Genomic DNA, 23,276 nt, shown 5'->3' on the forward strand with positions numbered 1-23,276 from the left:
TCCGGGTAATGATAATTTTCTCATTGCCCGAAGGATACACTCTGGAGTCGACTCCAGAGTCAAGCGATAAATTACAGATACAGAGCGCGAACGATCAGGAAGTGTCCGGCAAAATAGAAGGCGGCGGAAATCGCGTTATCGGCGCGGAAACGACGACGATAGTGACTGATCAGCCAAACGCCGTTGCCCAGCAGCAGCGAGGCGGCGCCGAGGAAGCCGGAAAGCGCGGTGTCAGTCGGCCGCACGAACCACAGTTCGCCCGCCAGCCATACCATGACCAGCGTCATGCCAATAAAGGTCAATACCGGCATGCGCATCTCTTCAAGGCGCGTCCAGATAATCGCCAGCAGCAGCGCGCCGAGTACCAACAATACCAGCGGCAGAGGCCAGAAGAACGACAGCGTCATCTGACTGGCGAACCAGATGGTATAGAGCAGATGAGAGAGGAAAAAGGCCCCGACAGCGTACATAACCCGCTGGCGCGGCAGTAGAGTCAGTGCATCGCCGAGCAGCGAGGCGCACAGGCCAGCCAACACCAGGTAGCTAATGGCGTTGAACATCGGCGCCTGCCAGGCTAATAGCAGCAACAGAAGCAGGGTGACGGGTTTAAAGACCCAGCGCTGCCAGGCTGGCCCACGGTAGGACGCATCGACGTAGAGCCATGCGGAGAAACAGACAGCAATAAACGACCAAAGCATAGTAAGTCCCTGTATCTGTTGTCATTAGGTAAGCGCTTGCGCTTACGGTATTGGATCTCAGTGTAGTGGTTTGCCATAGAAGATGACAACGTTAATCGAGGCGCGTTATCCTTATTCCTGATCATTCTTATGGGTACGCTAATGAGTAAAGTTCCGCTGTTTTTTGTGCTGGTTGTCGCGGTGATTGTGGTGGCTGCGTCGTTTCGCTACGTGCAGCAGCGCCGTGAGAAAATGGATAACGCCGCCGCGCCGTTGATGCAAAAGCGGGTGGTGGTAAGTAATAAGCGGGAAAAGGTGATTAACGATCGTCGTTCGCGCCAGCAGACGGTGACACCTGCCGGCAGCGATATGCGTTATGAAGCGAGCTTCCGCCCGGAAAATGGCGGACTGGAAGTGGTTTTCCGCCTTGAGGCGCCGCAATATCATGCGCTGAGCGTCGGCGACCGGGGGATGCTGAGTTATAAGGGCTCAACGTTCGTCGAGTTTGTCGCAGATAACTGAGCCCTGTATTCGCCGTTACTTCTTCTTCAGCGTGGCCTTCAGTTTTTTCTGCCAGGCCACCAGTTCAAACACGCCGAAGACAAAAATGCGGATTTGCTCGAAACGACCCAGCGGCGGCGCATCTTTTTGCTGCGTTGCTTTCAGCAAAGTCAGCTGCAGGCCGTGCATCAGAATCATAAAGATCAATGCGACGTTGACGAAGATATTCAGTGGTTTCGGGAAAGGTTGAAACAGATTCAACAGTAAAAATGCCCATACGCACAGCATCAGCAGGCGGCCTAAATTAATCAGCATGGTGTTCTCCTTGTGCCTCACGTTGATACAGGCGATAGGCAACCTGTCCGGCGACTTTTTCGCGATACAACTGCCAGTTTGCCGGAACCGGCGGCAGCCCGTTTTCCACTTCGCTCTCGATATAAATCAGCGCCTCATCGGCGAGCCAGCGATTGTTCTCCAACAGGCTGAGCGTTTCTTCCAGCAGCCCTTTACGGAACGGCGGATCGACAAAAACGATGTGGTGCGGCGTGCCGGGCTGGCTGAGAAACGCCAACGTGTTGGTGTTGACCACCTTGCCGTTGCTGGTTTTCAGCGTGGCGAGATTTTTTTGCAACTGCTGCGCGACGCCGCGCTCCATCTCCAGCAGCGTGGCGCTGGCGGCATAGCGTGAGAGTGCCTCCAGCCCTAGCGCGCCGCTACCGGCGAAGCAGTCCAGGCAGTGGGCGTCGACCATCGACGGCGCCAGCCAGTTAAATAGCGTTTCCCGAACCCGGTCGGTGGTCGGGCGCAGACCCGGGCTCTCCGGCACCGGTAATTTACGGCCTCGCCACTGTCCGCCGATAATGCGGATCTGGCCGCTGCCTGCGTGATTTGGTTTCTTCATCTCTTTGCTCAAGTCTCAACTTCCAGCCTGCTATTCTAACGATCGAAGACCATTGACGAAACCTTAATCCGGGGGCGGTGATGCGAGTTAAGTTAAGTGATAGACTATCCAACTAATTTCATCATTTTTTCAGCTTCCGAGGCGGTTATCCAGAAGCTGCGCCATGAATAAACAGCGAGGAGTGTGGTCGCAAATGGCAAAAGAGAAAAAACGTGGCTTCTTTTCCTGGCTGGGCTTTGGGCAAAAAGAACAGGCCCAGGAAAACGAAAGCGAACAAAAAGTAGAAGAACAACAAGAGGTTGTGGAACAGGTACCGGCGGCGGAAGCGTCTACGGACGTCGTGCCCGCAGCGGAAACGGTACCAGAAGACCCGGAGGCCTTCGCCGCCGAGGTCGTTGAAGTAACCGAACAGGTTGTTGAAAGCGAATTGCCGCATCCGGTGGTTGCCGAAGCCGTTCAGGAAGAAAAAATTGTTGAACCACCGGTGGCGGAAGAAATTTCTGCGCCGGAAGCCGTCGTTGAAGAAACGCCGGTGGTGGTCGATGAGATCGCCGAAATCGTCGAGCCGCCAGGGGTCGAAGAGTCGGTTGCTCCAGTTGCGGAAGAAAGCGTCGCTGAAACGCTGGTTGAAGAAGTGATTGCCGAGCCGGTCGTCGCGGAAGCCGTTGCTGAGCAGACGCCGCAAGAGGTGATCGCCGCAGAGCCAGAGGTGATTGAAGAAGAGATCATCCCTGAAGAACTCGGCACCGATGCTGAGCTTACCGACGAAGAGCTGGAAGCGCAGGCGCTGGCGGCAAGCGATGAAGAGGCAGCGGAAACGCTGGCGGAAGAAGAGGCGGAACCTCAGGAAACGGCGCTGCAGGAGCAGGAAAAACCGACCAAAGAAGGTTTCTTCGCCCGCTTAAAACGCAGCCTGGTGAAAACCAAACAGAACCTGGGATCCGGGTTTATCAGTCTGTTCCGCGGCAAAAAAATTGACGACGATCTGTTTGAAGAACTGGAAGAACAGCTGCTGATTGCCGACGTCGGAGTGGAAACCACGCGTAAGATTATTGCTAATCTTACCGAGGGCGCCAGCCGTAAGCAGCTGCGCGACGCAGAAGCGTTGTACGGCCTGCTGAAAGAAGAGATGAGCGAGATCCTGGCGAAAGTCGAGGAGCCGTTGAATGTTGAAGGTAAAACGCCATTTGTTATTCTGATGGTTGGCGTTAACGGCGTGGGTAAAACCACCACTATCGGTAAGCTGGCGCGTCAGTTCGAGCAGCAGGGCAAATCGGTGATGCTGGCGGCGGGGGATACTTTCCGCGCGGCGGCGGTAGAGCAGCTTCAGGTCTGGGGTCAGCGTAACGATATCCCGGTGATTGCTCAGCATACCGGCGCAGACTCCGCATCGGTGATTTTTGACGCCATTCAGGCGGCGAAAGCGCGTAATGTCGATGTCCTGATTGCTGATACCGCGGGTCGTCTGCAGAATAAATCGCATCTGATGGAAGAACTGAAGAAGATTGTCCGCGTGATGAAGAAACTGGACGTCGATGCGCCGCATGAAGTCATGTTAACCATTGATGCCAGCACCGGGCAGAACGCAATTAGCCAGGCCAAATTGTTCCACGAAGCGGTGGGGCTGACGGGGATCACGCTGACCAAGCTTGATGGAACCGCGAAAGGCGGGGTTATCTTCTCGGTTGCTGACCAGTTCAGTATTCCGATTCGCTATATTGGCGTCGGCGAGCGTATTGAAGATCTGCGTCCGTTTAATGCGGGCGACTTTATTGAGGCACTTTTTGCCCGAGAGGATTAAGAATGATTCGCTTTGAACAAGTCAGCAAAGCCTATCTCGGTGGGAGACAAGCGCTGCAGGGGGTGACATTCCACCTGCAGCAGGGCGAGATGGCGTTCCTGACCGGTCATTCCGGCGCGGGGAAAAGTACCCTGCTGAAGCTTATCTGTGGTATCGAACGGCCGAGCGCCGGGAAGATTCTGTTCAGCGGCCATGATATCAGCCGTCTGAAGAGCCGTGAGGTGCCGTTTTTACGCCGCCAGATCGGCATGATTTTCCAGGACCACCACCTGCTGATGGATCGCACCGTGTTCGATAATGTGGCGATCCCGCTGATTATCGCCGGTGCCAGCGGCGATGATATTCGCCGCCGTGTATCCGCTGCGCTGGATAAAGTCGGGCTGCTGGACAAAGCGAAAAACTTCCCCATCCAACTCTCCGGCGGTGAGCAGCAGCGTGTGGGCATCGCCCGCGCGGTGGTCAACAAGCCGGCGGTGCTGCTGGCGGATGAACCGACCGGTAACCTCGATGAGGCGCTCTCGGAAGGGATTTTACGTCTGTTTGAAGAGTTTAACCGCGTTGGGGTGACGGTACTGATGGCGACGCACGACCTGGGGCTTATCTCCAGTCGTCCGTACCGAGTACTGACCCTCAGCGACGGTCATATGCACGGAGGCCACCGGGGTGAATAAGCGCGACGCAGTGAACCAGATTCGCCAGTTCGGCAGCAAGTTTGACCGTCTGCGCAACGCGAGCGGCAGCGGCAATGGCGGGCGCAATGCGCCAAAACGGCCGAAAGCGGCGCCGAGTCCGGCATCACGTAAAAGCAACGTCTTTAACGAGCAGGTGCGCTACGCCTGGCACGGCGCGTTGCAGGATTTAAAAAGCACGCCGCTGGCGACCTTCCTGACCATCATGGTGATCGCCATTTCGCTGACGCTGCCGAGCGTCTGCTATATGGTTTACAAAAACGTCAACAGCGCGGCGTCACAGTATTATCCGTCGCCGCAGATCACCGTCTATCTGGAAAAAACGCTGGATGACGATGCCGCTGCCAGAGTTGTCGGCCAGCTGCAAGCGGAGCAGGGCGTCGATAAGGTGAACTACCTGTCGCGTGATGAAGCATTGGGCGAGTTCCGTAACTGGTCTGGATTCGGCGGTGCGCTGGATATGCTGGAAGAGAACCCGCTGCCGGCGGTGGCGATTGTGGTGCCGAAGCTCGATTTCCAGAATACCGACTCACTTAACACCCTGCGCGATCGCGTTGCTCGTATTCAGGGCGTTGATGAAGTCCGCATGGACGATAGCTGGTTTGCGCGTCTGGCGTCGCTGACCGGGCTGGTCGGCCGTGTGTCGGCGATGATCGGCGTCTTGATGATCGCCGCCGTGTTCCTTGTGATCGGCAACAGCGTACGTCTGAGCATCTTCGCCCGTCGCGACACCATCAACGTACAGAAGCTGATCGGCGCCACCGACGGCTTTATTCTGCGTCCCTTCCTGTACGGCGGCGCGATGCTGGGCTTCGCGGGGGCGTTCTTGTCGCTGATCCTGTCGGAGATTCTGGTGATGCGTCTCTCGTCCGCGGTGACGGAAGTGGCGAAAGTGTTCGGTACTAAGTTTGAACTCAGCGGCTTAGGCTTTGATGAATGTCTGCTGATGCTGATTGTCTGCTCGATGATTGGCTGGGTAGCCGCCTGGTTGGCGACCGTTCAACATTTACGTCACTTTACCCCCGACTAAAAATTTTCTGGTATAATCTTTCCCTGCACTGAATATCTCTCTGCAGGGAAAGCGTCCCTGTTCGGCTCTTCCCTAATCTTTCATCGCCATGTCACATTTTGTGCGTAATTTACTCACAACGTTGCATGGAACTTGTGGATAAAATCACTGTCTGATACTACTGTGGGTGATATTCTCGTTGCTCATAAATGCTGGCATGTTTGTTGCCTGATGGGGACAAGATCATGTCAGACAATATCGATTGAGAGGATTTGAATGACCAAAGAAATGCAAACTTTAGCCTTAGCCCCCGTTGGTAACCTGGAATCGTACATCCGGGCCGCTAACACTTGGCCGATGTTATCGGCTGATGAAGAGCGGGAGCTTGCTGAAAAGCTGCATTACCAGGGCGATCTGGAAGCAGCGAAAAAGCTGATTCTGTCTCACCTGCGCTTTGTTGTTCATATTGCTCGTAACTACTCGGGCTATGGCCTGCCGCAGGCGGACCTGATTCAGGAAGGCAACATCGGTCTGATGAAAGCCGTACGTCGTTTCAACCCGGAAGTGGGTGTGCGACTGGTTTCCTTCGCCGTGCACTGGATCAAAGCGGAAATCCACGAATACGTGCTGCGTAACTGGCGTATCGTTAAAGTCGCAACCACCAAAGCGCAACGTAAGCTGTTCTTCAACCTGCGTAAAACAAAGCAGCGTCTGGGCTGGTTTAATCAGGATGAAGTGGAAATGGTTGCCCGCGAGCTGGGTGTGTCGAGCAAAGACGTACGTGAGATGGAATCGCGTATGGCAGCGCAGGACATGACCTTTGATATGTCGTCTGATGACGAATCCGACAGCCAGCCAATGGCGCCGGTGCTTTATCTGCAGGATAAAACGTCTAACTTTGCCGACGGCATTGAGGATGACAACTGGGAAGAGCAGGCGGCGAACAAGCTGACTGACGCGATGCAGGGCCTGGACGAGCGTAGCCAGGACATCATCCGCGCCCGCTGGCTGGACGAAGACAACAAGTCCACGCTGCAGGAACTGGCGGATCGTTATGGCGTCTCAGCTGAACGTGTTCGTCAGTTGGAAAAGAACGCGATGAAAAAACTGCGTGCCGCTATCGAAGCCTAATCTTCGTCTTTAAGCGCCGTAGTGAAGTGAGCCTCTGCCTTCTGCAGGGGCTTTTTGTTTTCTATACCCGTCATACTTCAAGCTGCATGTGCGTTGGCTTTCCTCGCTCACCCCAGTCACATAACTTTTACATCTCCTGCAAATTGTTGTTTCAAATTCTGAAAAATGGGGTATGTTTTGGCATAGTGTGCTGCAAAAGCGCAGGCAGTAGACCTAAACATAGCCATACTATGCTTGGTATCGCTTTAAAATCAGAATAATGCGCTAACAAACAACATCACAACAAATGCAAAAACCATAATAATGGGGAGCCTCAGGATGAATATGAAGGGTAAAGCGTTACTGGCAGGATGTATTGCTTTAATTATGAGCGGTTCCGCGCTGGCGGAAGACATCAAAGTTGCCGTCGTGGGAGCGATGTCCGGCCCGGTTGCCCAGTACGGCGATCAGGAATTTACCGGCGCGGAGCAGGCCGTTGCCGATATTAACGCCAAGGGCGGTATCAAAGGCAACAAACTGCAGATCGTGAAATATGATGATGCCTGCGACCCGAAACAGGCGGTTGCGGTGGCAAACAAAGTGGTTAACGACGGTATTAAATATGTTATCGGCCACCTGTGTTCCTCTTCTACGCAACCTGCGTCTGATATTTATGAAGACGAAGGCATTCTGATGATTACTCCGGCCGCGACCGCGCCTGAGCTGACGGACCGCGGCTATAAGCTGATCCTGCGTACCACCGGCCTTGACTCTGACCAGGGGCCGACGGCGGCAAAATATATCCTCGATAAAGTGAAGCCGCAGCGTATCGCGGTGGTACATGACAAACAGCAGTATGGCGAAGGGCTGGCGCGCTCGGTTCAGGAAAACCTGAAGAAGGGCGGCGCCAACGTGGTGTTCTTCGACGGTATCACCGCTGGTGAAAAAGATTTCTCCACCCTGGTGGCGCGTCTGAAGAAAGAGAATATCGACTTCGTCTACTACGGCGGCTACCACCCGGAAATGGGGCAAATCCTGCGTCAGGCGCGCGCTGCGGGCCTGAAAACGCAGTTTATGGGGCCGGAAGGCGTAGCGAACGTTTCGCTGTCTAACATTGCCGGCGAGTCGGCAGAAGGTCTGCTGGTGACCAAGCCGAAGAACTACGACCAGGTTCCGGCGAACAAACCGATTGTGGATGCGATCAAGGCGAAGAAACAGGATCCGAGCGGCGCCTTCGTATGGACCACCTATGCGGCGCTGCAGTCGCTGCAGGCGGGCCTGAACCAGTCTGAGGATCCGGCAGCCATCGCTAAGTACCTGAAAGGGGCGACGGTAGATACCGTTATGGGGCCGCTGTCGTGGAACGAAAAGGGCGACCTGAAAGGCTTCGAATTCGGTGTGTTTACCTGGCATGCCAACGGTACGGCGACCGACGCCAAATAATTTAACCTGCGTCTTTCACGCCGCAGATGCGTTGTCTACGTCCCTCAACCCCGGTCGCGCTGCGCTTACCGGGGCTACAACAGTCAGGTAGCCCGGCCAGGCAAAGCGCCGCCGGGGTTACTGCTTAATGCTTTTCCCAACCGTTTTGCTGGGCGCTGAAACCGAGCGCCTGCATAAATGCCGCCATCACGCCGCGGTCTTCCACACCGCTATCGGCGATACGCCAGCTGTTGATGTTCGGGTTGTCGCTCAACGTCTCTTCCACTAAATATTGCCCGACGCCGCGACGACGGGTGACTTCGCGCACGTGCAGATCGCTGAGTTCGCCTTCGACACCACGCAGGGTCACGCGCACAGCACCCAGTAGACGCTCGTTAAAACGGGCGGCGTAAATACGATGGCTATCATCCAGCGTCAACGCCGCAAGATCCTGCGACGGCCAGATTTTAGCCAAATCGATGCGATCCTGATCGCTGAAGTGCTGTAAACGGATAATGGTGAGCTTCATACGCGGCAATTCCAGTCAAAACAGATGCCTCAGTGTACCCAAATTTGTCGTTTGACGGGGCGCTGTTTTTAACGCGCGCATCAGGGGATTCGTTTTCCTGGTTACACAGAGGTAGCGCAATACATCATGGATCGAAAAATAAGCAGAATTTTAACCTAATAGGTAGCGTTTTATTCCGCCTTATGTACCGTTATTTTATGCTGCAAACTGGACTTTTTTTTGTTTATCTTCACCTAAAACCAGAATATTATCTTTTCTTAATCACCTGAAAAATAGAGATTTTAATCATATTTCAGGCAAAAAACTGCGCTAAACCATTAAAGTTAATGGTAAAAATGGCGTTGTTTAATAAAAGCACAGAATGCTTTTTAACCATAAAAATACAAAACATTTACATCACATCACGAATGGGGTTCTGAAGCATGAAAAGGAACGCGAAAACGATCATCGCGGGAGTTGTCGCATTAGCGATCTCCCACGTAGCGATGGCAAAGGATATTAAAGTCGCCGTGGTCGGCGCGATGTCTGGCCCGGTTGCCCAGTGGGGCGATATGGAATTCAACGGCGCGCGCCAGGCGATTAAAGACATCAACGCCAGCGGCGGCATTAAAGGCGACAAACTGGTTGGCGTCGAATATGACGACGCCTGCGACCCAAAACAGGCGGTTGCGGTGGCCAACAAAATCGTTAATGACGGTATTCAGTACGTTATCGGCCACCTGTGTTCCTCTTCGACTCAGCCGGCATCTGATATCTATGAAGATGAAGGTATCCTGATGATCTCCCCGGGGGCAACCAACCCGGAGCTGACCCAACGCGGTTATCAGTACATCATGCGTACCGCCGGGCTCGACTCCTCACAGGGGCCGACCGCGGCGAAATATATCCTTGAGCACGTGAAGCCGCAGCGTATTGCGATTATTCATGACAAGCAGCAATACGGTGAAGGTCTGGCGCGTTCCGTTCAGGACAACCTGAAGAAAGCCGGCGCCAATATCGTCTTCTTTGACGGCATCACCGCTGGTGAAAAAGATTTCTCCGCGCTGCTGGCGCGTCTGAAGAAAGAGAACATCGACTTCGTCTACTACGGTGGTTACTACCCGGAAATGGGGCAGATGCTGCGTCAGGCGCGATCCGTTGGCCTGAAAACGCAGTTTATGGGACCGGAAGGGGTGGGTAACGCTTCTCTGTCGAACATCGCTGGTGCGGCGGCGGAAGGCATGCTGGTGACGATGCCAAAACGCTATGACCAGGATCCGGCCAACAGCGCTATCGTTGAAGCGCTGAAGGCGGATAAAAAAGATCCGAGCGGCCCGTATGTCTGGATCACCTATGCCGCCGTTCAGTCGCTGGCGCAGGCGATGGACAGAACCGGCAGTCGACAGCCGCTGGATTTAATCAAAGATTTGAAAGCTCACGGCGCGAAGACCGTGATTGGGCCGCTGAATTGGGATGATAAAGGCGATCTGAAGGGATTTGAATTTGGTGTCTTCCAGTGGCACGCGGATGGTTCATCCACCGTCGCCCAGTAAGACGCGTTATCCCACCGCCCGTATCGCGCGGGCGGCATGAAAAAGGTTACCTTATGTCCGAGCAGTTTCTTTATTTTCTGCAGCAGATGTTTAACGGCGTCACGCTGGGCAGTACCTACGCGCTGATCGCCATCGGTTATACGATGGTGTACGGCATTATCGGCATGATTAACTTCGCCCACGGCGAGGTTTACATGATTGGCAGCTACGTCTCCTTCATGATCATCGCCGCCTTGATGATGATGGGCATCGATACTAGCTGGCTGCTCGTCGCCGCCGGATTTATCGGCGCCATTATTATCGCCAGCGCCTACGGCTGGAGTATCGAACGCGTGGCCTACCGGCCGGTACGCAGCTCCAAACGTTTGATTGCGTTGATTTCCGCTATCGGGATGTCCATCTTCTTGCAGAACTACGTCAGCCTGACCCAAGGCTCGCGCGATGTGGCGCTGCCGAGCCTGTTTAACGGTCAGTGGATTGTCGGCCACAGTGATAACTTCTCTGCCACTATCACCACCATGCAGCTGATGATCTGGGTAGTCACCTTTGTCGCCATGCTGGCGCTGACCATCTTTATTCGCTACTCGCGGATGGGCCGCGCCTGCCGCGCCTGTGCCGAAGATCTGAAAATGGCTAGCCTGCTTGGCATCAACACCGACCGTGTAATTGCGCTGACTTTTGTGATCGGCGCGGCGATGGCGGCGGTTGCTGGCGTGTTGCTGGGGCAGTTCTATGGCGTGATTAACCCCTACATCGGCTTTATGGCCGGGATGAAAGCCTTTACCGCCGCGGTACTTGGCGGCATCGGCAGTATCCCTGGCGCGATGATCGGCGGCCTGATTCTGGGTATTGCCGAAGCGCTCTCTTCTGCCTATCTCAGCACCGAATATAAAGACGTTGTCTCCTTCGCGCTGCTGATCCTGGTGCTGTTAGTCATGCCGACGGGTATCCTGGGCCGCCCGGAGGTAGAAAAAGTATGAAACCGATGCAAATTGCGATGGCGCTGCTGTCCGCCGTGATGTTCTTTATTCTGGCGGGCGTCTTCATGGGCGTGCAGCTGGAACTGGACGGCACTAAGCTGGTGGTGGATACCGCCGCCGATATTCGCTGGCAGTGGATCTTTATCGGTACCGCGGTGGTCTTTTTCTTCCAGCTGCTGCGACCGCTGTTCCAGAAGGCGGTTAAGAACGTCTCCGGACCGAAGTTTATTATGCCGGCGATTGACGGTTCGACGGTGAAACAGAAGCTGTTCCTGATTGCCTTGCTGGTGATTGCCGTGGCATGGCCGTTTATGGTGTCGCGCGGAACGGTGGATATCGCCACCCTGACGATGATTTATATCATCCTCGGCCTCGGCCTGAACGTGGTGGTCGGGCTCTCCGGTCTGCTGGTGCTGGGCTATGGCGGGTTCTACGCTATCGGCGCGTATACCTTCGCGCTGCTGAACCACTATTATGGTCTCGGCTTCTGGACCTGCCTGCCGCTGGCCGGGCTGGTTTCGGCGGCGGCTGGGTTCCTGCTGGGCTTCCCGGTGCTGCGTCTGCGCGGCGACTACCTGGCGATCGTGACCTTAGGCTTCGGCGAGATCGTGCGTATTCTGCTGCTTAACAACACCGATATCACCGGTGGGCCTAATGGCATCAGCCAGATCCCGAAACCGACCTTCTTCGGTCTTGAGTTTAGCCGCAGCGCCCGCGAAGGCGGCTGGGATACATTCAGCAACTTCTTTGGCCTGAAGTACGACCCCAGCGACCGGGTGATTTTCCTCTATCTGGTGGCGCTGCTGTTGGTGGTTCTGAGCCTGTTTGTGATCAACCGCCTGCTGCGCATGCCGTTGGGCCGCGCGTGGGAAGCGCTGCGTGAAGATGAGATCGCCTGTCGTTCGTTGGGCCTGAGCCCGACACGCATCAAGCTGACCGCTTTTACTATCAGCGCCGCGTTTGCCGGTTTCGCCGGAACGCTGTTCGCCGCGCGTCAGGGTTTTGTCAGCCCGGAATCCTTCACCTTTGCGGAGTCCGCCTTTGTGCTGGCGATCGTGGTGTTGGGCGGGATGGGCTCACAGTTTGCGGTGATCCTGGCCGCCGTGCTGCTGGTGGTATCGCGCGAGTTGATGCGTGATTTCAACGAATACAGCATGTTAATGCTGGGTGGTTTGATGGTGCTGATGATGATCTGGCGTCCGCAGGGGCTTCTGCCGATGACGCGTCCGCAGCTGAAGCTGAAAAACGGTCAGGCAAAAGGAGAGCAGGCATGAGTCAGCCATTATTATCCGTTAGCGGCCTGATGATGCGTTTTGGCGGCCTGCTGGCGGTCAATAACGTTTCGCTGGAGCTGCGCCCGCAGGAAATTGTCTCCTTAATCGGTCCGAATGGCGCGGGGAAAACCACGGTCTTCAACTGCCTGACCGGTTTCTACAAACCGACCGGCGGCACTATTATGCTACGCGACCAACACCTGGAAGGTCTGCCGGGTCAGCAGATTGCGCGTATGGGTGTGGTGCGAACGTTCCAGCACGTGCGTCTGTTCCGCGAAATGACGGTGATTGAAAACCTGCTGGTGGCGCAACATCAGCAGCTGAAAACCGGCGTTTTCTCCGGTCTGCTGAAAACGCCGTCTTTCCGCCGCGCGCAAAGCGAAGCGCTGGATCGTGCCGCCGCCTGGCTTGAGCGTATCGGTCTGCTGGAGCACGCTAACCGCCAGGCCAGCAACCTGGCCTACGGCGACCAGCGTCGCCTGGAGATCGCCCGCTGCATGGTGACCCAGCCGGAAATCCTGATGCTTGATGAGCCCGCGGCGGGGCTGAACCCGAAAGAGACCAAAGAGCTGGATGAGCTGATCGCTGAGCTGCGTAGCCATCACAACACCACCATTCTGCTTATCGAACACGATATGAAGCTGGTGATGGGTATTTCCGATCGCATCTACGTCGTTAACCAGGGGACGCCGCTGGCTAACGGGACGCCGGAAGAAATTCGTAATAACCCGGACGTGATCCGCGCCTATTTAGGTGAAGCATAATGGTGGTGACGCATAAGATGGAAAAAACGATGTTATCTTTTGACAACGTAAGCGCCCACTACGGCAAGATCCAGGCGCTGCACAACGTCAGCCTGCATATCAAGCAGGGTGAGATTGTGACGCTTATCGGCGCCAACGGCGCGGGGAAAACCACGTTGCTCGGGACGCTGTGCGGCGATCCGCGCGCCTCCAGCGGGCGAATTGTCTTTGACGGCAAGGATATTACCGACTGGCAGACCGCGAAAATCATGCGTGAAGCGGTGGCGATTGTGCCGGAAGGGCGGCGGGTCTTTTCGCGCATGACGGTGGAAGAGAACCTGGCGATGGGCGGCTTTTTTGCCGACCGCGATCAGTTCCAGACCCGTATTAAGTGGGTATATGAGCTGTTCCCGCGGCTGCACGAACGTCGCGTTCAGCGCGCCGGAACCATGTCCGGCGGCGAGCAACAGATGCTGGCAATTGGCCGCGCTCTGATGAGCGAGCCGCGCCTGCTCCTGTTGGATGAACCTTCGCTGGGGCTGGCGCCGATTATTATCCAGCAGATATTCGACACCATTGAGCAGTTGCGTGAACAGGGGATGACTATCTTCCTGGTCGAGCAAAACGCCAACCAGGCGCTTAAGCTGGCCGACCGCGGCTACGTGCTGGAAAACGGCCACGTGGTGCTCGAAGATACCGGCGACGCATTGCTGGCGAACGAAGCAGTGCGCAGCGCCTATCTCGGCGGTTAATTCGTCGTAACCCGGCGTCGTTCACTTGGCCGGATTGTAGCCCGGGCGAGGCGCTTGCGCCGACCCCGGGAGCCGATCGCACGAATATTATCCGTGTCTCAGCTCCCACTTTACTTCCCTCGTCCTTTCATCAGCTTGTCATCTCACTGACCCGTTACTATCTTTTTTTTGTAATAAAAAAGTTATTTTTCTGTAATTCGAACATGTCATGTTACCCCGCGAGCATAAAACGCGTGAAATCGCGCATCCAGAACAACAAGAGAGATAACCGATGATATCGTTACGACATACAGCTTTAGGACTGACGCTGAGTCTGGCATTTGCCGGCCAGGCACTGGCAGTAACCACCATCCCGTTCTGGCACTCAATGGAAGGGGAGTTGGGTAAAGAAGTTGATTCTCTGGCGCAACGTTTCAACGCAGCCAACCCGGATTACAAAATTGTTCCGGTGTACAAAGGCAACTACGAACAGAGTCTGAGCGCGGGTATCGCCGCCTTCCGCACCGGCAATGCCCCGGCGATTCTGCAGGTGTATGAAGTCGGTACCGCGACCATGATGGCGTCGAAAGCCATTAAGCCGGTGTATCAGGTCTTTAGCGATGCAGGCATTAAGTTTGATGAATCGCAGTTCGTACCGACGGTCTCCGGTTATTACACCGATTCTAAAACCGGCCATTTACTCTCCCAGCCGTTTAACAGCTCCACTCCGGTGCTGTATTACAACAAAGACGCCTTCAAAAAAGCCGGTTTAGATCCGGAACAGCCGCCGAAAACCTGGCAGGACCTGGCGGCTTATACCGCTAAGCTGAAAGCTTCCGGTATGAAGTGCGGCTACGCCAGCGGTTGGCAGGGTTGGATCCAGATTGAAAACTTCAGCGCCTGGCATGGGCTGCCGGTCGCCACCCAAAATAACGGTTTCGACGGCACCGACGCGGTACTTGAGTTCAACAAACCAGAGCAGGTGAAGCATATCGCCATGCTCGAAGAGATGAACAAGAAGGGCTATTTCAGCTACTTCGGGCGTAAAGACGAGTCCACCGAGAAGTTCTATAACGGCGACTGCGCGATTACCACCGCCTCTTCCGGCTCGCTGGCTGATATTCGTCAGTACGCTAAATTTAACTACGGCGTAGGCATGATGCCTTACGATGCCGACGTCAAAGGCGCGCCGCAGAACGCCATCATCGGCGGGGCCAGCCTGTGGGTGATGCAGGGCAAAGACAAAGAAACGTATACCGGCGTGGCGAAGTTCCTTGAGTTCCTGACTAAGCCGGAAAACGCCGCCGAGTGGCATCAGAAAACCGGCTATCTGCCGATTACCACCGCCGCTTACGATCTGACGCGCCAGCAGGGCTTCTATGATAAGAACCCGGGCGCCGATATCGCCACCCGCCAGATGCTGAACAAACCGCCGTTGCCGTTCACCAAAGGCCTGCGTCTGGGCAACATGCCGCAGATCCGCACCATCGTTGATGAGGAGTTGGAGAGCGTGTGGACCGGTAAGAAAACGCCTCAGCAGGCGCTGGACTCTGCGGTAGAGCGTGGGAATCAGCTGCTGCGTCGCTTCGAGCAATCGACCAAGTCTTAATCATTGACTAACCCCCTCACCCTAACCCTCTCCCCAAAGGGGAGAGGGGACCCGCCTTTCTCCCTCGCCCCTTTGAGGAGAGGGCCGGGGTGAGGGGAAACCAACTCAGAGTTTAACTATGTCATCATCCCGTCCGGTGTTTAAATCGCGCTGGCTGCCTTATGTGTTGGTCGCGCCGCAGCTGATTATCACCGTTATCTTTTTCATCTGGCCCGCGGGCGAGGCGCTGTGGTATTCGCTGCAAAGCGTCGATCCTTTTGGCCTTTCCAGCCAGTTTGTCGGCCTGGATAACTTCGTCACGCTATTCCATGACCCGTACTATCTGGACTCATTCTGGACCACCATTAAATTTAGTACCATGGTCACCGTCAGCGGCCTGCTGGTTCCGCTATTCTTCGCCGCGCTGGTTGACTACGTGGTGCGCGGCAGCCGCTTCTATCAGACGCTGATGCTGCTGCCGTATGCCGTCGCGCCTGCCGTGGCGGCCGTGCTGTGGATCTTCCTTTTCAACCCAGGACGCGGGCTGATAACCCATTTCCTCGGTGAGCTGGGTTACGACTGGAACCACGCGCAACACAGCGGCCAGGCGATGTTCCTGGTGGTGTTCGCCTCGGTATGGAAGCAGATTAGCTATAACTTCTTGTTCTTTTTCGCCGCGCTGCAATCGATCCCGCGTTCACTGGTTGAAGCTGCCGCCATTGACGGCGCCGGGCCGATTCGCCGTTTCTTTAAACTGGCGCTGCCGCTGATTGCGCCGGTGAGCTTCTTCCTGCTGGTGGTCAATCTGGTTTACGCCTTCTTCGATACCTTCCCGGTGATCGATGCCGCAACCGCTGGCGGCCCGGTGCAGGCGACGACCACGCTGATTTACAAAATCTATCGCGAAGGTTTCGCTGGCCTCGACCTTTCCGCTTCCGCCGCGCAGTCGGTGGTGCTGATGTTCCTCGTCATTATTCTGACGGTGGTGCAGTTCCGTTACGTTGAAAGTAAGGTGCGTTACCAATGATTGAGAACCGTCGCGGGCTGACGATTTTCAGCCATACCATGCTGATTCTGGGCATTGCCGTCATTTTGTTCCCGCTGTATGTCGCCTTTGTGGCGGCGACGCTGGATAACAAATCGGTGTTCGAAACGCCGATGACGCTTATCCCCGGCGGACATTTGCTGGAGAACATGAAGATCATCTGGGTGAACGGCGTCGGCGCGAACAGCGCGCCCTTCTGGCTGATGATGCTCAACAGCTTCATCATGGCGTTCGGCATTACGGTGGGCAAAATCGCGGTATCGATGCTGTCCGCTTTCGCTATTGTCTGGTTCCGCTTTCCGCTGCGTAACCTGTTCTTCTGGATGATCTTTATTACCCTGATGTTGCCAGTAGAAGTGCGTATTTTCCCGACGGTGGAAGTGATCGCCAACCTTAAAATGCTCGACAGCTATGCCGGGTTAACGCTGCCGTTGATGGCCTCGGCGACCGCGACTTTCTTATTCCGCCAGTTCTTTATGACCCTGCCGGATGAGCTGATTGAAGCGGCGCGTATTGATGGCGCTTCGCCGATGCGCTTTTTCCGCGACATCGTACTGCCGCTGTCGAAAACCAACCTCGCGGCGCTGTTCGTTATCACCTTTATTTACGGCTGGAACCAATACCTGTGGCCGTTGCTGATTATTCAGGATGTGAATCTTGGCACCGCGGTCGCCGGTATCAAAGGCATGATCGCTACCGGCGAAGGGACTACCCAGTGGAATCAGGTGATGGCGGCGATGCTGCTGACCCTGATCCCGCCGGTCGTCATCGTTTTAGCCATGCAGCGCGCGTTTGTGCGTGGCCTGGTCGATAGTGAGAAATAAAATGGCTGGTTTAAAACTACAAGCAGTAACCAAAAGCTGGGATGGTAAAACCCAGGTGATTCAACCGCTGACGCTGGATGTGGCGGACGGGGAATTTATCGTTATGGTCGGCCCTTCGGGCTGTGGCAAATCGACGTTGCTGCGTATGGTGGCCGGGCTGGAGCGGGTGACCAGCGGTGATATCTGGATCGATAGCAAGCGCGTGACGGAGATGGAACCGAAGGACCGCGGTATTGCAATGGTGTTCCAGAACTATGCCCTTTACCCGCATATGAGCGTGGAAGAGAACATGGCGTGGGGGCTGAAAATTCGCGGTATGGGCAAGGGACTCATTGACGAACGCGTACAAGAAGCGGCGCGTATTCTTGAGCTGGACGGCCTGCTCAAGCGCCGCCCGCGCGAACTCTCCGGTGGCCAGCGCCAGCGCGTGGCAATGGGCCGCGCCATCGTGCGTGACCCGGCGGTATTTTTGTTCGATGAACCGCTGTCAAACCTCGACGCCAAGCTGCGCGTGCAGATGCGCCTTGAACTGCAGCAGCTCCACCGCCGCCTGAAGACCACCTCACTGTACGTCACTCACGATCAGGTCGAGGCGATGACCCTTGCCCAGCGGGTGATGGTGATGAACAAAGGCGTCGCCGAACAGATTGGCACCCCGATTGAAGTGTATGAAAAACCGGCCAGCCGCTTTGTGGCAAGCTTTATCGGCAGCCCGGCGATGAACTTGCTGGATGGACGCGTCAGCGATGACGGCGGCCGCTTTGAACTGGAAGGCGGCATGCAGTTGCCGATGAATCACGAGCATCGGCGTCACGCCGGGCGTAAAATGACGCTAGGTATCCGCCCGGAGCATTTTATCTTAAGCTCGCAGGCGCAAGGCGGCATTCCGCTGCTGATGGATACGCTGGAAATTTTAGGCGCCGATAACCTCGCCCACGGGCGCTGGGGCGAGCAGAAACTGGTGGTCAGATTACCGCATCAGCAGCGCCCGGCGGGAGGCAGCACGCTATGGTTGCATCTGCCTTTGGAACATCTGCATCTCTTTGATGGTGAAACAGGACAACGCGCATGAGTCACTGGCCTTATCCCCGCATCGTCGCCCATCGCGGCGGCGGTAAACTGGCGCCGGAGAATACTCTGGCGGCGATCGATGTTGGCGCCCGCTACGGGCATACGATGATCGAATTTGACGCCAAGCTGTCGAAAGACGAGCAGATTTTTCTGCTGCACGACGATAACCTCGAACGCACCAGCAACGGCTGGGGTGTGGCTGGCGAGCTGCCGTGGCACGATCTGTTGAAGGTCGATGCCGGTAGCTGGTATAGCGGCGAATTTAAGGGCGAGCCGCTGCCGCTGCTCTCCGAGGTCGCGGAACGCTGTCGTCGACACGGCATGATGGCGAATATCGAAATTAAACCGACCACCGGACTGGGGCCGCAAACCGGCAAGGTGGTGGCGCTGGCCGCGCGCGAATTGTGGGCCGGGATGACCGCGCCGCTGCTGTCGTCCTTTGAAATCGACGCGCTGGAGGCAGCGCAGGAAGCCGCTCCCGAGCTACCGCGCGGGCTGTTGTTGGATGACTGGCGTGATGACTGGCGCGAACTGACTCGCCGTCTGGGCTGCGTGTCGATTCACCTCAATCACAAATTGCTGGATGAGGCGCGGGTAGCGAGCCTCAAGGCTGCCGGGCTGCATATCCTGGTTTACACCGTCAATAAACCCCAGCGCGCTGCTGAGCTGCTGAGCTGGGGCGTGGACTGCATCTGTACCGATGCGATTGACGTTATCGGCCCGAACTTCCAGCCTTAAGCGTGGCTTCGCGGCAGCTGGCCCTTATGGGTTGGTCTGCCGCAGCATCCCGCCGTTCGTGTTAGGCAGCACCTGCTGCTGCGAATTGAGAGTGCCCCCCTGCAGCGCGCGCTGCTGATTATTTTGCAGTTGCGTCTGCAAATGCTGCTGCTGTGTGCGGGACTGGTTATTCAGATCCTGCTTCAGCATGCTTTGCTGCTGCTGTTGCTGCACATTCATCTGATTTTGCATCCGCTGCTGGCTGGGAATCACGTATCCCGGCTGGTTGGGACTGTTATTGATGTTGATCGGCTGTGCTAATACGCTCAGCGGCATCAGCGCCGCCAGAAATAAAATCGCTTTCATTGTTTTCTCCTCCCGTGCGTGGGATCACTTAAGTGTATCTCTATTTCGCCATAACAATGATTTTTTAGGAGTTATCAACCAGGCTTAAGCCGGGATATAAACCTAACTTTCAGGAGTATGACAATGATAAAAACAACAATATGGCGTCAGGTGGTCATCGCTGCGTTGCTGGCGGGCGGGAGCTTTACCGTCGCCGCCAACCCGCCACCGCCGCCGGTCTCTTATGGCGTTGAGGAAGATGTGTTCCACCCGGTCCGCGCCCAACAGGGAATGGTGGCTTCGGTGGATGCGTTAGCGACGCGCATCGGCGTGGATATTCTGCGCCAGGGCGGCAATGCCGTCGATGCGGCGGTGGCGGTCGGTTATGCGCTGGCGGTAACCCACCCGCAGGCCGGTAATATCGGCGGCGGCGGATTTATGATGCTGCGTACCAAAGACGGTAAAACAACGGCGATCGATTTCCGTGAAATGGCGCCGGAGAAAGCCACTCGCGATATGTTCCTCGATGAACATGGCAACCCTGACAGTAAAAAATCGCTCATTTCCCACCTAGCTTCCGGCACCCCGGGCAGCGTCGCGGGCTTCTCGCTCGCGCTGGAAAAATACGGCACTATGCCGCTGAATAAAGTGATCCGCCCGGCGATTAAACTGGCGGAAGAGGGCTTCATCGTCAACGATGCGCTGGCTGACGATCTGAAAACCTACGGCAGCGAAGTGATTCCGCAGCATGAAAACAGCAAAGCTATCTTCTGGAAGAATGGCGAACCGCTGAAAAAAGGCGACAAGCTGGTGCAAAAGCAACTGGGTAAAAGCCTGGAGCTGATTGCTGAGCACGGCCCGGACGCCTTCTATAAAGGGGCCATCGCCGACCAGATTGCTGGTGAAATGCAAAAGAACGGTGGGCTGATTACCAAAGCCGATCTTGCCAACTACAAAGCGGTGGAGCGCACGCCGATTAGCGGCGAATATCGCGGCTACGAGGTGTATTCGATGCCGCCGCCGTCCTCCGGCGGGATCCACATCGTACAGATCCTCAATATCATGGAAAACTTCGATATGCATAAGTATGGCTTCGGCAGCGCTGACGCCATGCAGGTGATGGCGGAAGCGGAAAAACATGCCTATGCCGATCGCTCGGAGTATCTTGGCGATCCTGACTTCGTCAAAGTACCGTGGCAAGCGCTGACCAGTAAGGCCTATGCGAAGGCGATCGCCGCCGAAATTGATGTGAATAAAGCGAAGCCTTCCAGCCAGATCCGTCCGGGTAAACTGGCGCCGTATGAAAGCAACCAGACCACCCACTTCTCAGTGGTGGATAAGGACGGTAATGCGGTGGCGGTGACATATACGCTGAACACCACTTTCGGCACCGGTATTGTGGCGGGCGACTCCGGTATTTTGCTGAATAACCAGATGGATGACTTCTCGGCGAAACCTGGTGTGCCTAACGTTTATGGTCTGGTAGGCGGCGATGCTAACGCGGTGGGGCCGAAAAAACGTCCGCTGTCGTCGATGTCGCCGACCATCGTGGTCAAAGATGGTAAAACCTGGCTGGTGACCGGTAGCCCGGGCGGCAGCCGTATCATTACCACCGTGCTGCAAATGGTGGTGAATACCATTGATTTCGGGATGAATGTCGCGGAAGCCACCAACGCGCCGCGCTTCCACCACCAGTGGCTGCCGGATGAGCTGCGTGTTGAAAAAGGCTTTAGCCCGGATACGCTGAAGCTGCTGGAAGAGAAAGGCCAAAAGGTGGTGCTGAAAGAGGCGATGGGCAGCACCCAGAGCATTATGGTCGGCCCGGACGGTACGCTGTATGGCGCATCCGATCCACGTTCGCCGGATGATTTGACGGCGGGATACTGAGTTATTTGCCCGGCAGGCGTAACGTCGCCGGGCAATTCCTTCATGATGACTTCATCCGCGCCATAAAATAGGCATCCACATACTCGCCGTTGCGTAGCGCATAGCGCTTGCCGGTACCTTCGATCTCAAAACCGTACTTTTTATACACCGCCACTGCGGGGGTGTTATCCACGAATACCGTTAGCTCGATACGATCGACGCGCAGCCAGTTGTCGCACATATCAATCATGGTATTCATCAACGCGCTGGCGATACCGCGATTATGCCAGCGTGAATCCACGCTAATACCAAAGTCAGCGACATGGCTTCGGCGCGGGCGCTGGGCTACCGCAATGCTTAAATGGCCTACCACCTGCCCCTCAATACAGGCCACGAGTTGTTTCACACCGGCAGTATCGCTTAGCCGCTCTTGCCACATATGCTCGGAAGGATGAGGGACCTGTAGCGTGTTGCGATACACCTCCGGCTGGGCGTGAATTTGACGAATCGCGTCGACATCTTTCGGTTCGGCATGGCGTATCACTATGTCACTCATTCCTCAATCCTCATTTGGGTGAAAAGTCCCTTTAAACATCACTGACTTCATCATGTGAGTCAATGGCTGTTTTTTGCAAAAAAGAGTAGACAAGTGCGAATGAGAATGATTATTATTGTCCTGCATTCAGGGAGACCCTTGCGGAAAGCCTGAAAGCACGACATTGCTCACATTGCTTCCAGTATTACTTTAGCCAGCCGGGTGCTGGCTTTTTTTTTGCTGTTTTTTCCGCCTGGCGTTCGTGGTACGACAAGAACGTTATCTGCGGCATCGTCTGATGGGTTGCGCTAAGGTAAGGGGAGTCACCTTTAAAAGGACCTCATTATGACTCTGCACTGCGCATTTATTGGCTTTGGTAAAAGCACCACCCGCTACCACCTTCCTTACGTTCTGCACCGCCAGGACCGCTGGCGCGTTGCACACATTTATCGCCGCAGCGCCAGGCCGGAAGAACAGGCGCCGCAGTATTCACATATTCACTTCACCAGCGATCTCGCCGATGTGCTGAACGACCCACAGGTCAAGCTGGTGGTTGTCTGCACTCACGCTGACAGCCACTTCGAATACGCGAAACGGGCGCTGGAAGCGGGAAAAAACGTGCTGGTCGAAAAGCCGTTTACCCCGACCCTGGACGAAGCGAAAGCGCTATTCGCGCTGGCGAAAAGCAAAGGTTTGACGGTCACGCCGTACCAGAACCGCCGCTTTGATTCCTGCTTTTTGACCACTAAAAAAGTGATTGAAAGCGGTAAGCTCGGTGAGCTGGTGGAAATTGAAAGTCATTTCGATAACTACCGTCCGCTGGCGGAAACCAATCCTGGCGGGCCGCAAGGCGGAGATTTCTACGGTCTCGGCGTCCATACCCTGGACCAGATCATTTCTCTGTTTGGTCGCCCGGATCACGTTGCCTACGACCTGCGTTCGCTGCGTAATAAAGCCAACCCTGATGACACGTTTGAAGCTCAGTTGTTCTACGGCAACCTGAAGGCGATTGTGAAAACCAGCCATCTGGTGCAGATCGACTACCCGAAATTTATCGTCCACGGTCATAAAGGCTCGTTTGTGAAATACGGCATCGACCAGCAGGAGACCAGCCTGAAGGCCAATATCATGCCGGGTGAAGCGGGGTTTGGCGCCGATAACAGCGTCGGTCAACTGGTGTATATCAACGAGGCGGGCGTGGCGGTACGTGAAGAGGTGCCGCTGGAGGCCGGTGACTACGGTCGGGTGTACGACGCGCTGTATGACACCCTCGTCAATGGTCAGCTGAATTACGTCAAGGAATCTGAAGTTCTCACCAATATGGAGATTCTGCAGCGCGGCTTTGAGCAGCCTTCACCGGCGACGATTACCCTGGCGAAGTAAGCA

24 protein-coding genes are annotated in these 23,276 nt (G+C 55.6%); 18 read left to right on the plus strand and 6 right to left on the minus strand.

All coding sequences use genetic code 11. From position 1 onward, the window contains the following. Window positions 1-71: 71 nt before the first annotated feature. On the minus strand, window positions 72-698 hold the full coding sequence (locus tag PYR66_01315; GenBank protein ID WEF28404.1) for a lysoplasmalogenase: 627 nt from the start codon (window positions 696-698) through the stop codon (window positions 72-74). A gap of 141 nt (window positions 699-839) precedes the next feature. Between PYR66_01315 and PYR66_01320 the strand changes: the two genes are divergently transcribed. Further along, the gene (locus PYR66_01320) at window positions 840-1,199 is read left to right on the plus strand and encodes a DUF2500 domain-containing protein (protein ID WEF28405.1); all 360 of its coding nucleotides are present in this window, start codon (window positions 840-842) and stop codon (window positions 1,197-1,199) included. Between the two features lie 15 nt (window positions 1,200-1,214). Here PYR66_01320 and PYR66_01325 read toward each other — a convergent pair whose 3' ends face one another. Both PYR66_01325 and rsmD read right to left on the minus strand, forming a co-directional pair. Beyond that, window positions 1,215-1,493: a DUF1145 family protein gene (locus tag PYR66_01325; GenBank protein ID WEF28406.1), complete on the minus strand. Its 279-nt coding sequence runs from the start codon at window positions 1,491-1,493 to the stop codon at window positions 1,215-1,217. Further along, window positions 1,483-2,079 (minus strand): 16S rRNA (guanine(966)-N(2))-methyltransferase, encoded by a 597-nt coding sequence (gene rsmD / locus PYR66_01330; protein WEF28407.1) that lies wholly within the window; start codon window positions 2,077-2,079, stop codon window positions 1,483-1,485. Before rsmD ends, PYR66_01325 begins: the two co-directional genes overlap by 11 nt. A 193-nt stretch (window positions 2,080-2,272) precedes the next feature. Between rsmD and ftsY the strand changes: the two genes are divergently transcribed. From ftsY to livJ, 5 genes are all read left to right on the plus strand, one after another. Continuing rightward, window positions 2,273-3,880: a signal recognition particle-docking protein FtsY gene (gene ftsY, locus PYR66_01335; GenBank protein WEF30336.1), complete on the plus strand. Its 1,608-nt coding sequence runs from the start codon at window positions 2,273-2,275 to the stop codon at window positions 3,878-3,880. 2 nt (window positions 3,881-3,882) lie between these two features. After that, entirely contained in the window at window positions 3,883-4,551 is a 669-nt protein-coding gene (ftsE, locus tag PYR66_01340; GenBank protein WEF28408.1) for a cell division ATP-binding protein FtsE, read from the plus strand. Continuing rightward, complete coding sequence (ftsX, locus tag PYR66_01345; GenBank protein ID WEF28409.1) at window positions 4,544-5,599, plus strand: permease-like cell division protein FtsX; 1,056 nt, start codon at window positions 4,544-4,546, stop codon at window positions 5,597-5,599. Before ftsE ends, ftsX begins: the two co-directional genes overlap by 8 nt. 255 nt (window positions 5,600-5,854) lie before the next feature. Then, on the plus strand, window positions 5,855-6,709 hold the full coding sequence (gene rpoH / locus PYR66_01350) for an RNA polymerase sigma factor RpoH (GenBank protein WEF28410.1): 855 nt from the start codon (window positions 5,855-5,857) through the stop codon (window positions 6,707-6,709). Window positions 6,710-7,027: 318 nt separating this feature from the next. Beyond that, window positions 7,028-8,131, plus strand: coding sequence for a branched chain amino acid ABC transporter substrate-binding protein LivJ (livJ, locus tag PYR66_01355; protein ID WEF28411.1), 1,104 nt, complete (start codon window positions 7,028-7,030; stop codon window positions 8,129-8,131). A gap of 124 nt (window positions 8,132-8,255) precedes the next feature. Here livJ and panM read toward each other — a convergent pair whose 3' ends face one another. Beyond that, window positions 8,256-8,639: an aspartate 1-decarboxylase autocleavage activator PanM gene (panM, locus tag PYR66_01360; GenBank protein ID WEF28412.1), complete on the minus strand. Its 384-nt coding sequence runs from the start codon at window positions 8,637-8,639 to the stop codon at window positions 8,256-8,258. Between the two features lie 422 nt (window positions 8,640-9,061). Between panM and livK the strand changes: the two genes are divergently transcribed. From livK to ugpQ, 10 genes are all read left to right on the plus strand, one after another. After that, a complete protein-coding gene (gene livK / locus PYR66_01365) occupies window positions 9,062-10,171 on the plus strand; it encodes a high-affinity branched-chain amino acid ABC transporter substrate-binding protein LivK (GenBank protein WEF28413.1) in 1,110 nt (369 codons plus the stop codon). Between the two features lie 53 nt (window positions 10,172-10,224). Continuing rightward, on the plus strand, window positions 10,225-11,151 hold the full coding sequence (gene livH / locus PYR66_01370) for a high-affinity branched-chain amino acid ABC transporter permease LivH (protein WEF28414.1): 927 nt from the start codon (window positions 10,225-10,227) through the stop codon (window positions 11,149-11,151). Beyond that, the gene (gene livM / locus PYR66_01375; protein ID WEF28415.1) at window positions 11,148-12,425 is read left to right on the plus strand and encodes a branched chain amino acid ABC transporter permease LivM; all 1,278 of its coding nucleotides are present in this window, start codon (window positions 11,148-11,150) and stop codon (window positions 12,423-12,425) included. Before livH ends, livM begins: the two co-directional genes overlap by 4 nt. Next, window positions 12,422-13,189, plus strand: a complete 768-nt coding sequence (livG, locus tag PYR66_01380) for a high-affinity branched-chain amino acid ABC transporter ATP-binding protein LivG (GenBank protein ID WEF28416.1) — start codon at window positions 12,422-12,424, stop codon at window positions 13,187-13,189. The genes livM and livG overlap by 4 nt, the downstream gene beginning before the upstream one ends. A gap of 17 nt (window positions 13,190-13,206) precedes the next feature. Next, complete coding sequence (livF, locus tag PYR66_01385) at window positions 13,207-13,920, plus strand: high-affinity branched-chain amino acid ABC transporter ATP-binding protein LivF (GenBank protein ID WEF28417.1); 714 nt, start codon at window positions 13,207-13,209, stop codon at window positions 13,918-13,920. 271 nt (window positions 13,921-14,191) lie between these two features. Beyond that, a complete protein-coding gene (gene ugpB, locus PYR66_01390; GenBank protein ID WEF28418.1) occupies window positions 14,192-15,508 on the plus strand; it encodes a sn-glycerol-3-phosphate ABC transporter substrate-binding protein UgpB in 1,317 nt (438 codons plus the stop codon). Window positions 15,509-15,626: 118 nt separating this feature from the next. Further along, entirely contained in the window at window positions 15,627-16,514 is an 888-nt protein-coding gene (gene ugpA / locus PYR66_01395; protein WEF28419.1) for a sn-glycerol-3-phosphate ABC transporter permease UgpA, read from the plus strand. Further along, the gene (ugpE, locus tag PYR66_01400; GenBank protein WEF28420.1) at window positions 16,511-17,356 is read left to right on the plus strand and encodes a sn-glycerol-3-phosphate ABC transporter permease UgpE; all 846 of its coding nucleotides are present in this window, start codon (window positions 16,511-16,513) and stop codon (window positions 17,354-17,356) included. Before ugpA ends, ugpE begins: the two co-directional genes overlap by 4 nt. 1 nt (window position 17,357) lies before the next feature. Next, the gene (locus PYR66_01405; protein ID WEF28421.1) at window positions 17,358-18,428 is read left to right on the plus strand and encodes a sn-glycerol-3-phosphate import ATP-binding protein UgpC; all 1,071 of its coding nucleotides are present in this window, start codon (window positions 17,358-17,360) and stop codon (window positions 18,426-18,428) included. Continuing rightward, window positions 18,425-19,165: a glycerophosphodiester phosphodiesterase gene (gene ugpQ, locus PYR66_01410; protein ID WEF28422.1), complete on the plus strand. Its 741-nt coding sequence runs from the start codon at window positions 18,425-18,427 to the stop codon at window positions 19,163-19,165. The genes PYR66_01405 and ugpQ overlap by 4 nt, the downstream gene beginning before the upstream one ends. 24 nt (window positions 19,166-19,189) lie before the next feature. On the opposite strand, the gene PYR66_01415 is transcribed toward ugpQ, so the two are convergent. Further along, the gene (locus PYR66_01415) at window positions 19,190-19,510 is read right to left on the minus strand and encodes a DUF2756 family protein (protein ID WEF28423.1); all 321 of its coding nucleotides are present in this window, start codon (window positions 19,508-19,510) and stop codon (window positions 19,190-19,192) included. 123 nt (window positions 19,511-19,633) lie between these two features. On the opposite strand from PYR66_01415, the gene ggt reads away from it, so the two are divergent. Continuing rightward, window positions 19,634-21,376, plus strand: a complete 1,743-nt coding sequence (gene ggt / locus PYR66_01420; protein ID WEF28424.1) for a gamma-glutamyltransferase — start codon at window positions 19,634-19,636, stop codon at window positions 21,374-21,376. Between the two features lie 40 nt (window positions 21,377-21,416). On the opposite strand, the gene yhhY is transcribed toward ggt, so the two are convergent. Continuing rightward, a complete protein-coding gene (yhhY, locus tag PYR66_01425; protein ID WEF28425.1) occupies window positions 21,417-21,911 on the minus strand; it encodes an N-acetyltransferase in 495 nt (164 codons plus the stop codon). Between the two features lie 324 nt (window positions 21,912-22,235). On the opposite strand from yhhY, the gene PYR66_01430 reads away from it, so the two are divergent. Next, complete coding sequence (locus PYR66_01430) at window positions 22,236-23,273, plus strand: oxidoreductase (protein ID WEF28426.1); 1,038 nt, start codon at window positions 22,236-22,238, stop codon at window positions 23,271-23,273. Window positions 23,274-23,276 lie beyond the last annotated feature (3 nt).

Source organism: Klebsiella aerogenes (assembly GCA_029027985.1).
GTDB classification, from domain to species: Bacteria; Pseudomonadota; Gammaproteobacteria; order Enterobacterales; family Enterobacteriaceae; genus Klebsiella; species Klebsiella aerogenes_A.

What these genes read in the sequence shown, in the direction of transcription:
- PYR66_01315 (WEF28404.1), bottom strand. Translation starts at nt 698, where the DNA reads ATGCTTTGGTCGTTTATTGCTGTCTGTTTCTCCGCATGGCTCTACGTC.
- PYR66_01320 (WEF28405.1), top strand. Translation starts at nt 840, where the DNA reads ATGAGTAAAGTTCCGCTGTTTTTTGTGCTGGTTGTCGCGGTGATTGTG.
- PYR66_01325 (WEF28406.1), bottom strand. Translation starts at nt 1,493, where the DNA reads ATGCTGATTAATTTAGGCCGCCTGCTGATGCTGTGCGTATGGGCATTT.
- rsmD (WEF28407.1), bottom strand. Translation starts at nt 2,079, where the DNA reads ATGAAGAAACCAAATCACGCAGGCAGCGGCCAGATCCGCATTATCGGC.
- ftsY (WEF30336.1), top strand. Translation starts at nt 2,273, where the DNA reads ATGGCAAAAGAGAAAAAACGTGGCTTCTTTTCCTGGCTGGGCTTTGGG.
- ftsE (WEF28408.1), top strand. Translation starts at nt 3,883, where the DNA reads ATGATTCGCTTTGAACAAGTCAGCAAAGCCTATCTCGGTGGGAGACAA.
- rpoH (WEF28410.1), top strand. Translation starts at nt 5,855, where the DNA reads ATGACCAAAGAAATGCAAACTTTAGCCTTAGCCCCCGTTGGTAACCTG.
- livJ (WEF28411.1), top strand. Translation starts at nt 7,028, where the DNA reads ATGAATATGAAGGGTAAAGCGTTACTGGCAGGATGTATTGCTTTAATT.
- panM (WEF28412.1), bottom strand. Translation starts at nt 8,639, where the DNA reads ATGAAGCTCACCATTATCCGTTTACAGCACTTCAGCGATCAGGATCGC.
- livK (WEF28413.1), top strand. Translation starts at nt 9,062, where the DNA reads ATGAAAAGGAACGCGAAAACGATCATCGCGGGAGTTGTCGCATTAGCG.
- livH (WEF28414.1), top strand. Translation starts at nt 10,225, where the DNA reads ATGTCCGAGCAGTTTCTTTATTTTCTGCAGCAGATGTTTAACGGCGTC.
- livM (WEF28415.1), top strand. Translation starts at nt 11,148, where the DNA reads ATGAAACCGATGCAAATTGCGATGGCGCTGCTGTCCGCCGTGATGTTC.
- livG (WEF28416.1), top strand. Translation starts at nt 12,422, where the DNA reads ATGAGTCAGCCATTATTATCCGTTAGCGGCCTGATGATGCGTTTTGGC.
- livF (WEF28417.1), top strand. Translation starts at nt 13,207, where the DNA reads ATGGAAAAAACGATGTTATCTTTTGACAACGTAAGCGCCCACTACGGC.
- ugpB (WEF28418.1), top strand. Translation starts at nt 14,192, where the DNA reads ATGATATCGTTACGACATACAGCTTTAGGACTGACGCTGAGTCTGGCA.
- ugpA (WEF28419.1), top strand. Translation starts at nt 15,627, where the DNA reads ATGTCATCATCCCGTCCGGTGTTTAAATCGCGCTGGCTGCCTTATGTG.
- ugpE (WEF28420.1), top strand. Translation starts at nt 16,511, where the DNA reads ATGATTGAGAACCGTCGCGGGCTGACGATTTTCAGCCATACCATGCTG.
- PYR66_01405 (WEF28421.1), top strand. Translation starts at nt 17,358, where the DNA reads ATGGCTGGTTTAAAACTACAAGCAGTAACCAAAAGCTGGGATGGTAAA.
- ugpQ (WEF28422.1), top strand. Translation starts at nt 18,425, where the DNA reads ATGAGTCACTGGCCTTATCCCCGCATCGTCGCCCATCGCGGCGGCGGT.
- PYR66_01415 (WEF28423.1), bottom strand. Translation starts at nt 19,510, where the DNA reads ATGAAAGCGATTTTATTTCTGGCGGCGCTGATGCCGCTGAGCGTATTA.
- ggt (WEF28424.1), top strand. Translation starts at nt 19,634, where the DNA reads ATGATAAAAACAACAATATGGCGTCAGGTGGTCATCGCTGCGTTGCTG.
- yhhY (WEF28425.1), bottom strand. Translation starts at nt 21,911, where the DNA reads ATGAGTGACATAGTGATACGCCATGCCGAACCGAAAGATGTCGACGCG.
- PYR66_01430 (WEF28426.1), top strand. Translation starts at nt 22,236, where the DNA reads ATGACTCTGCACTGCGCATTTATTGGCTTTGGTAAAAGCACCACCCGC.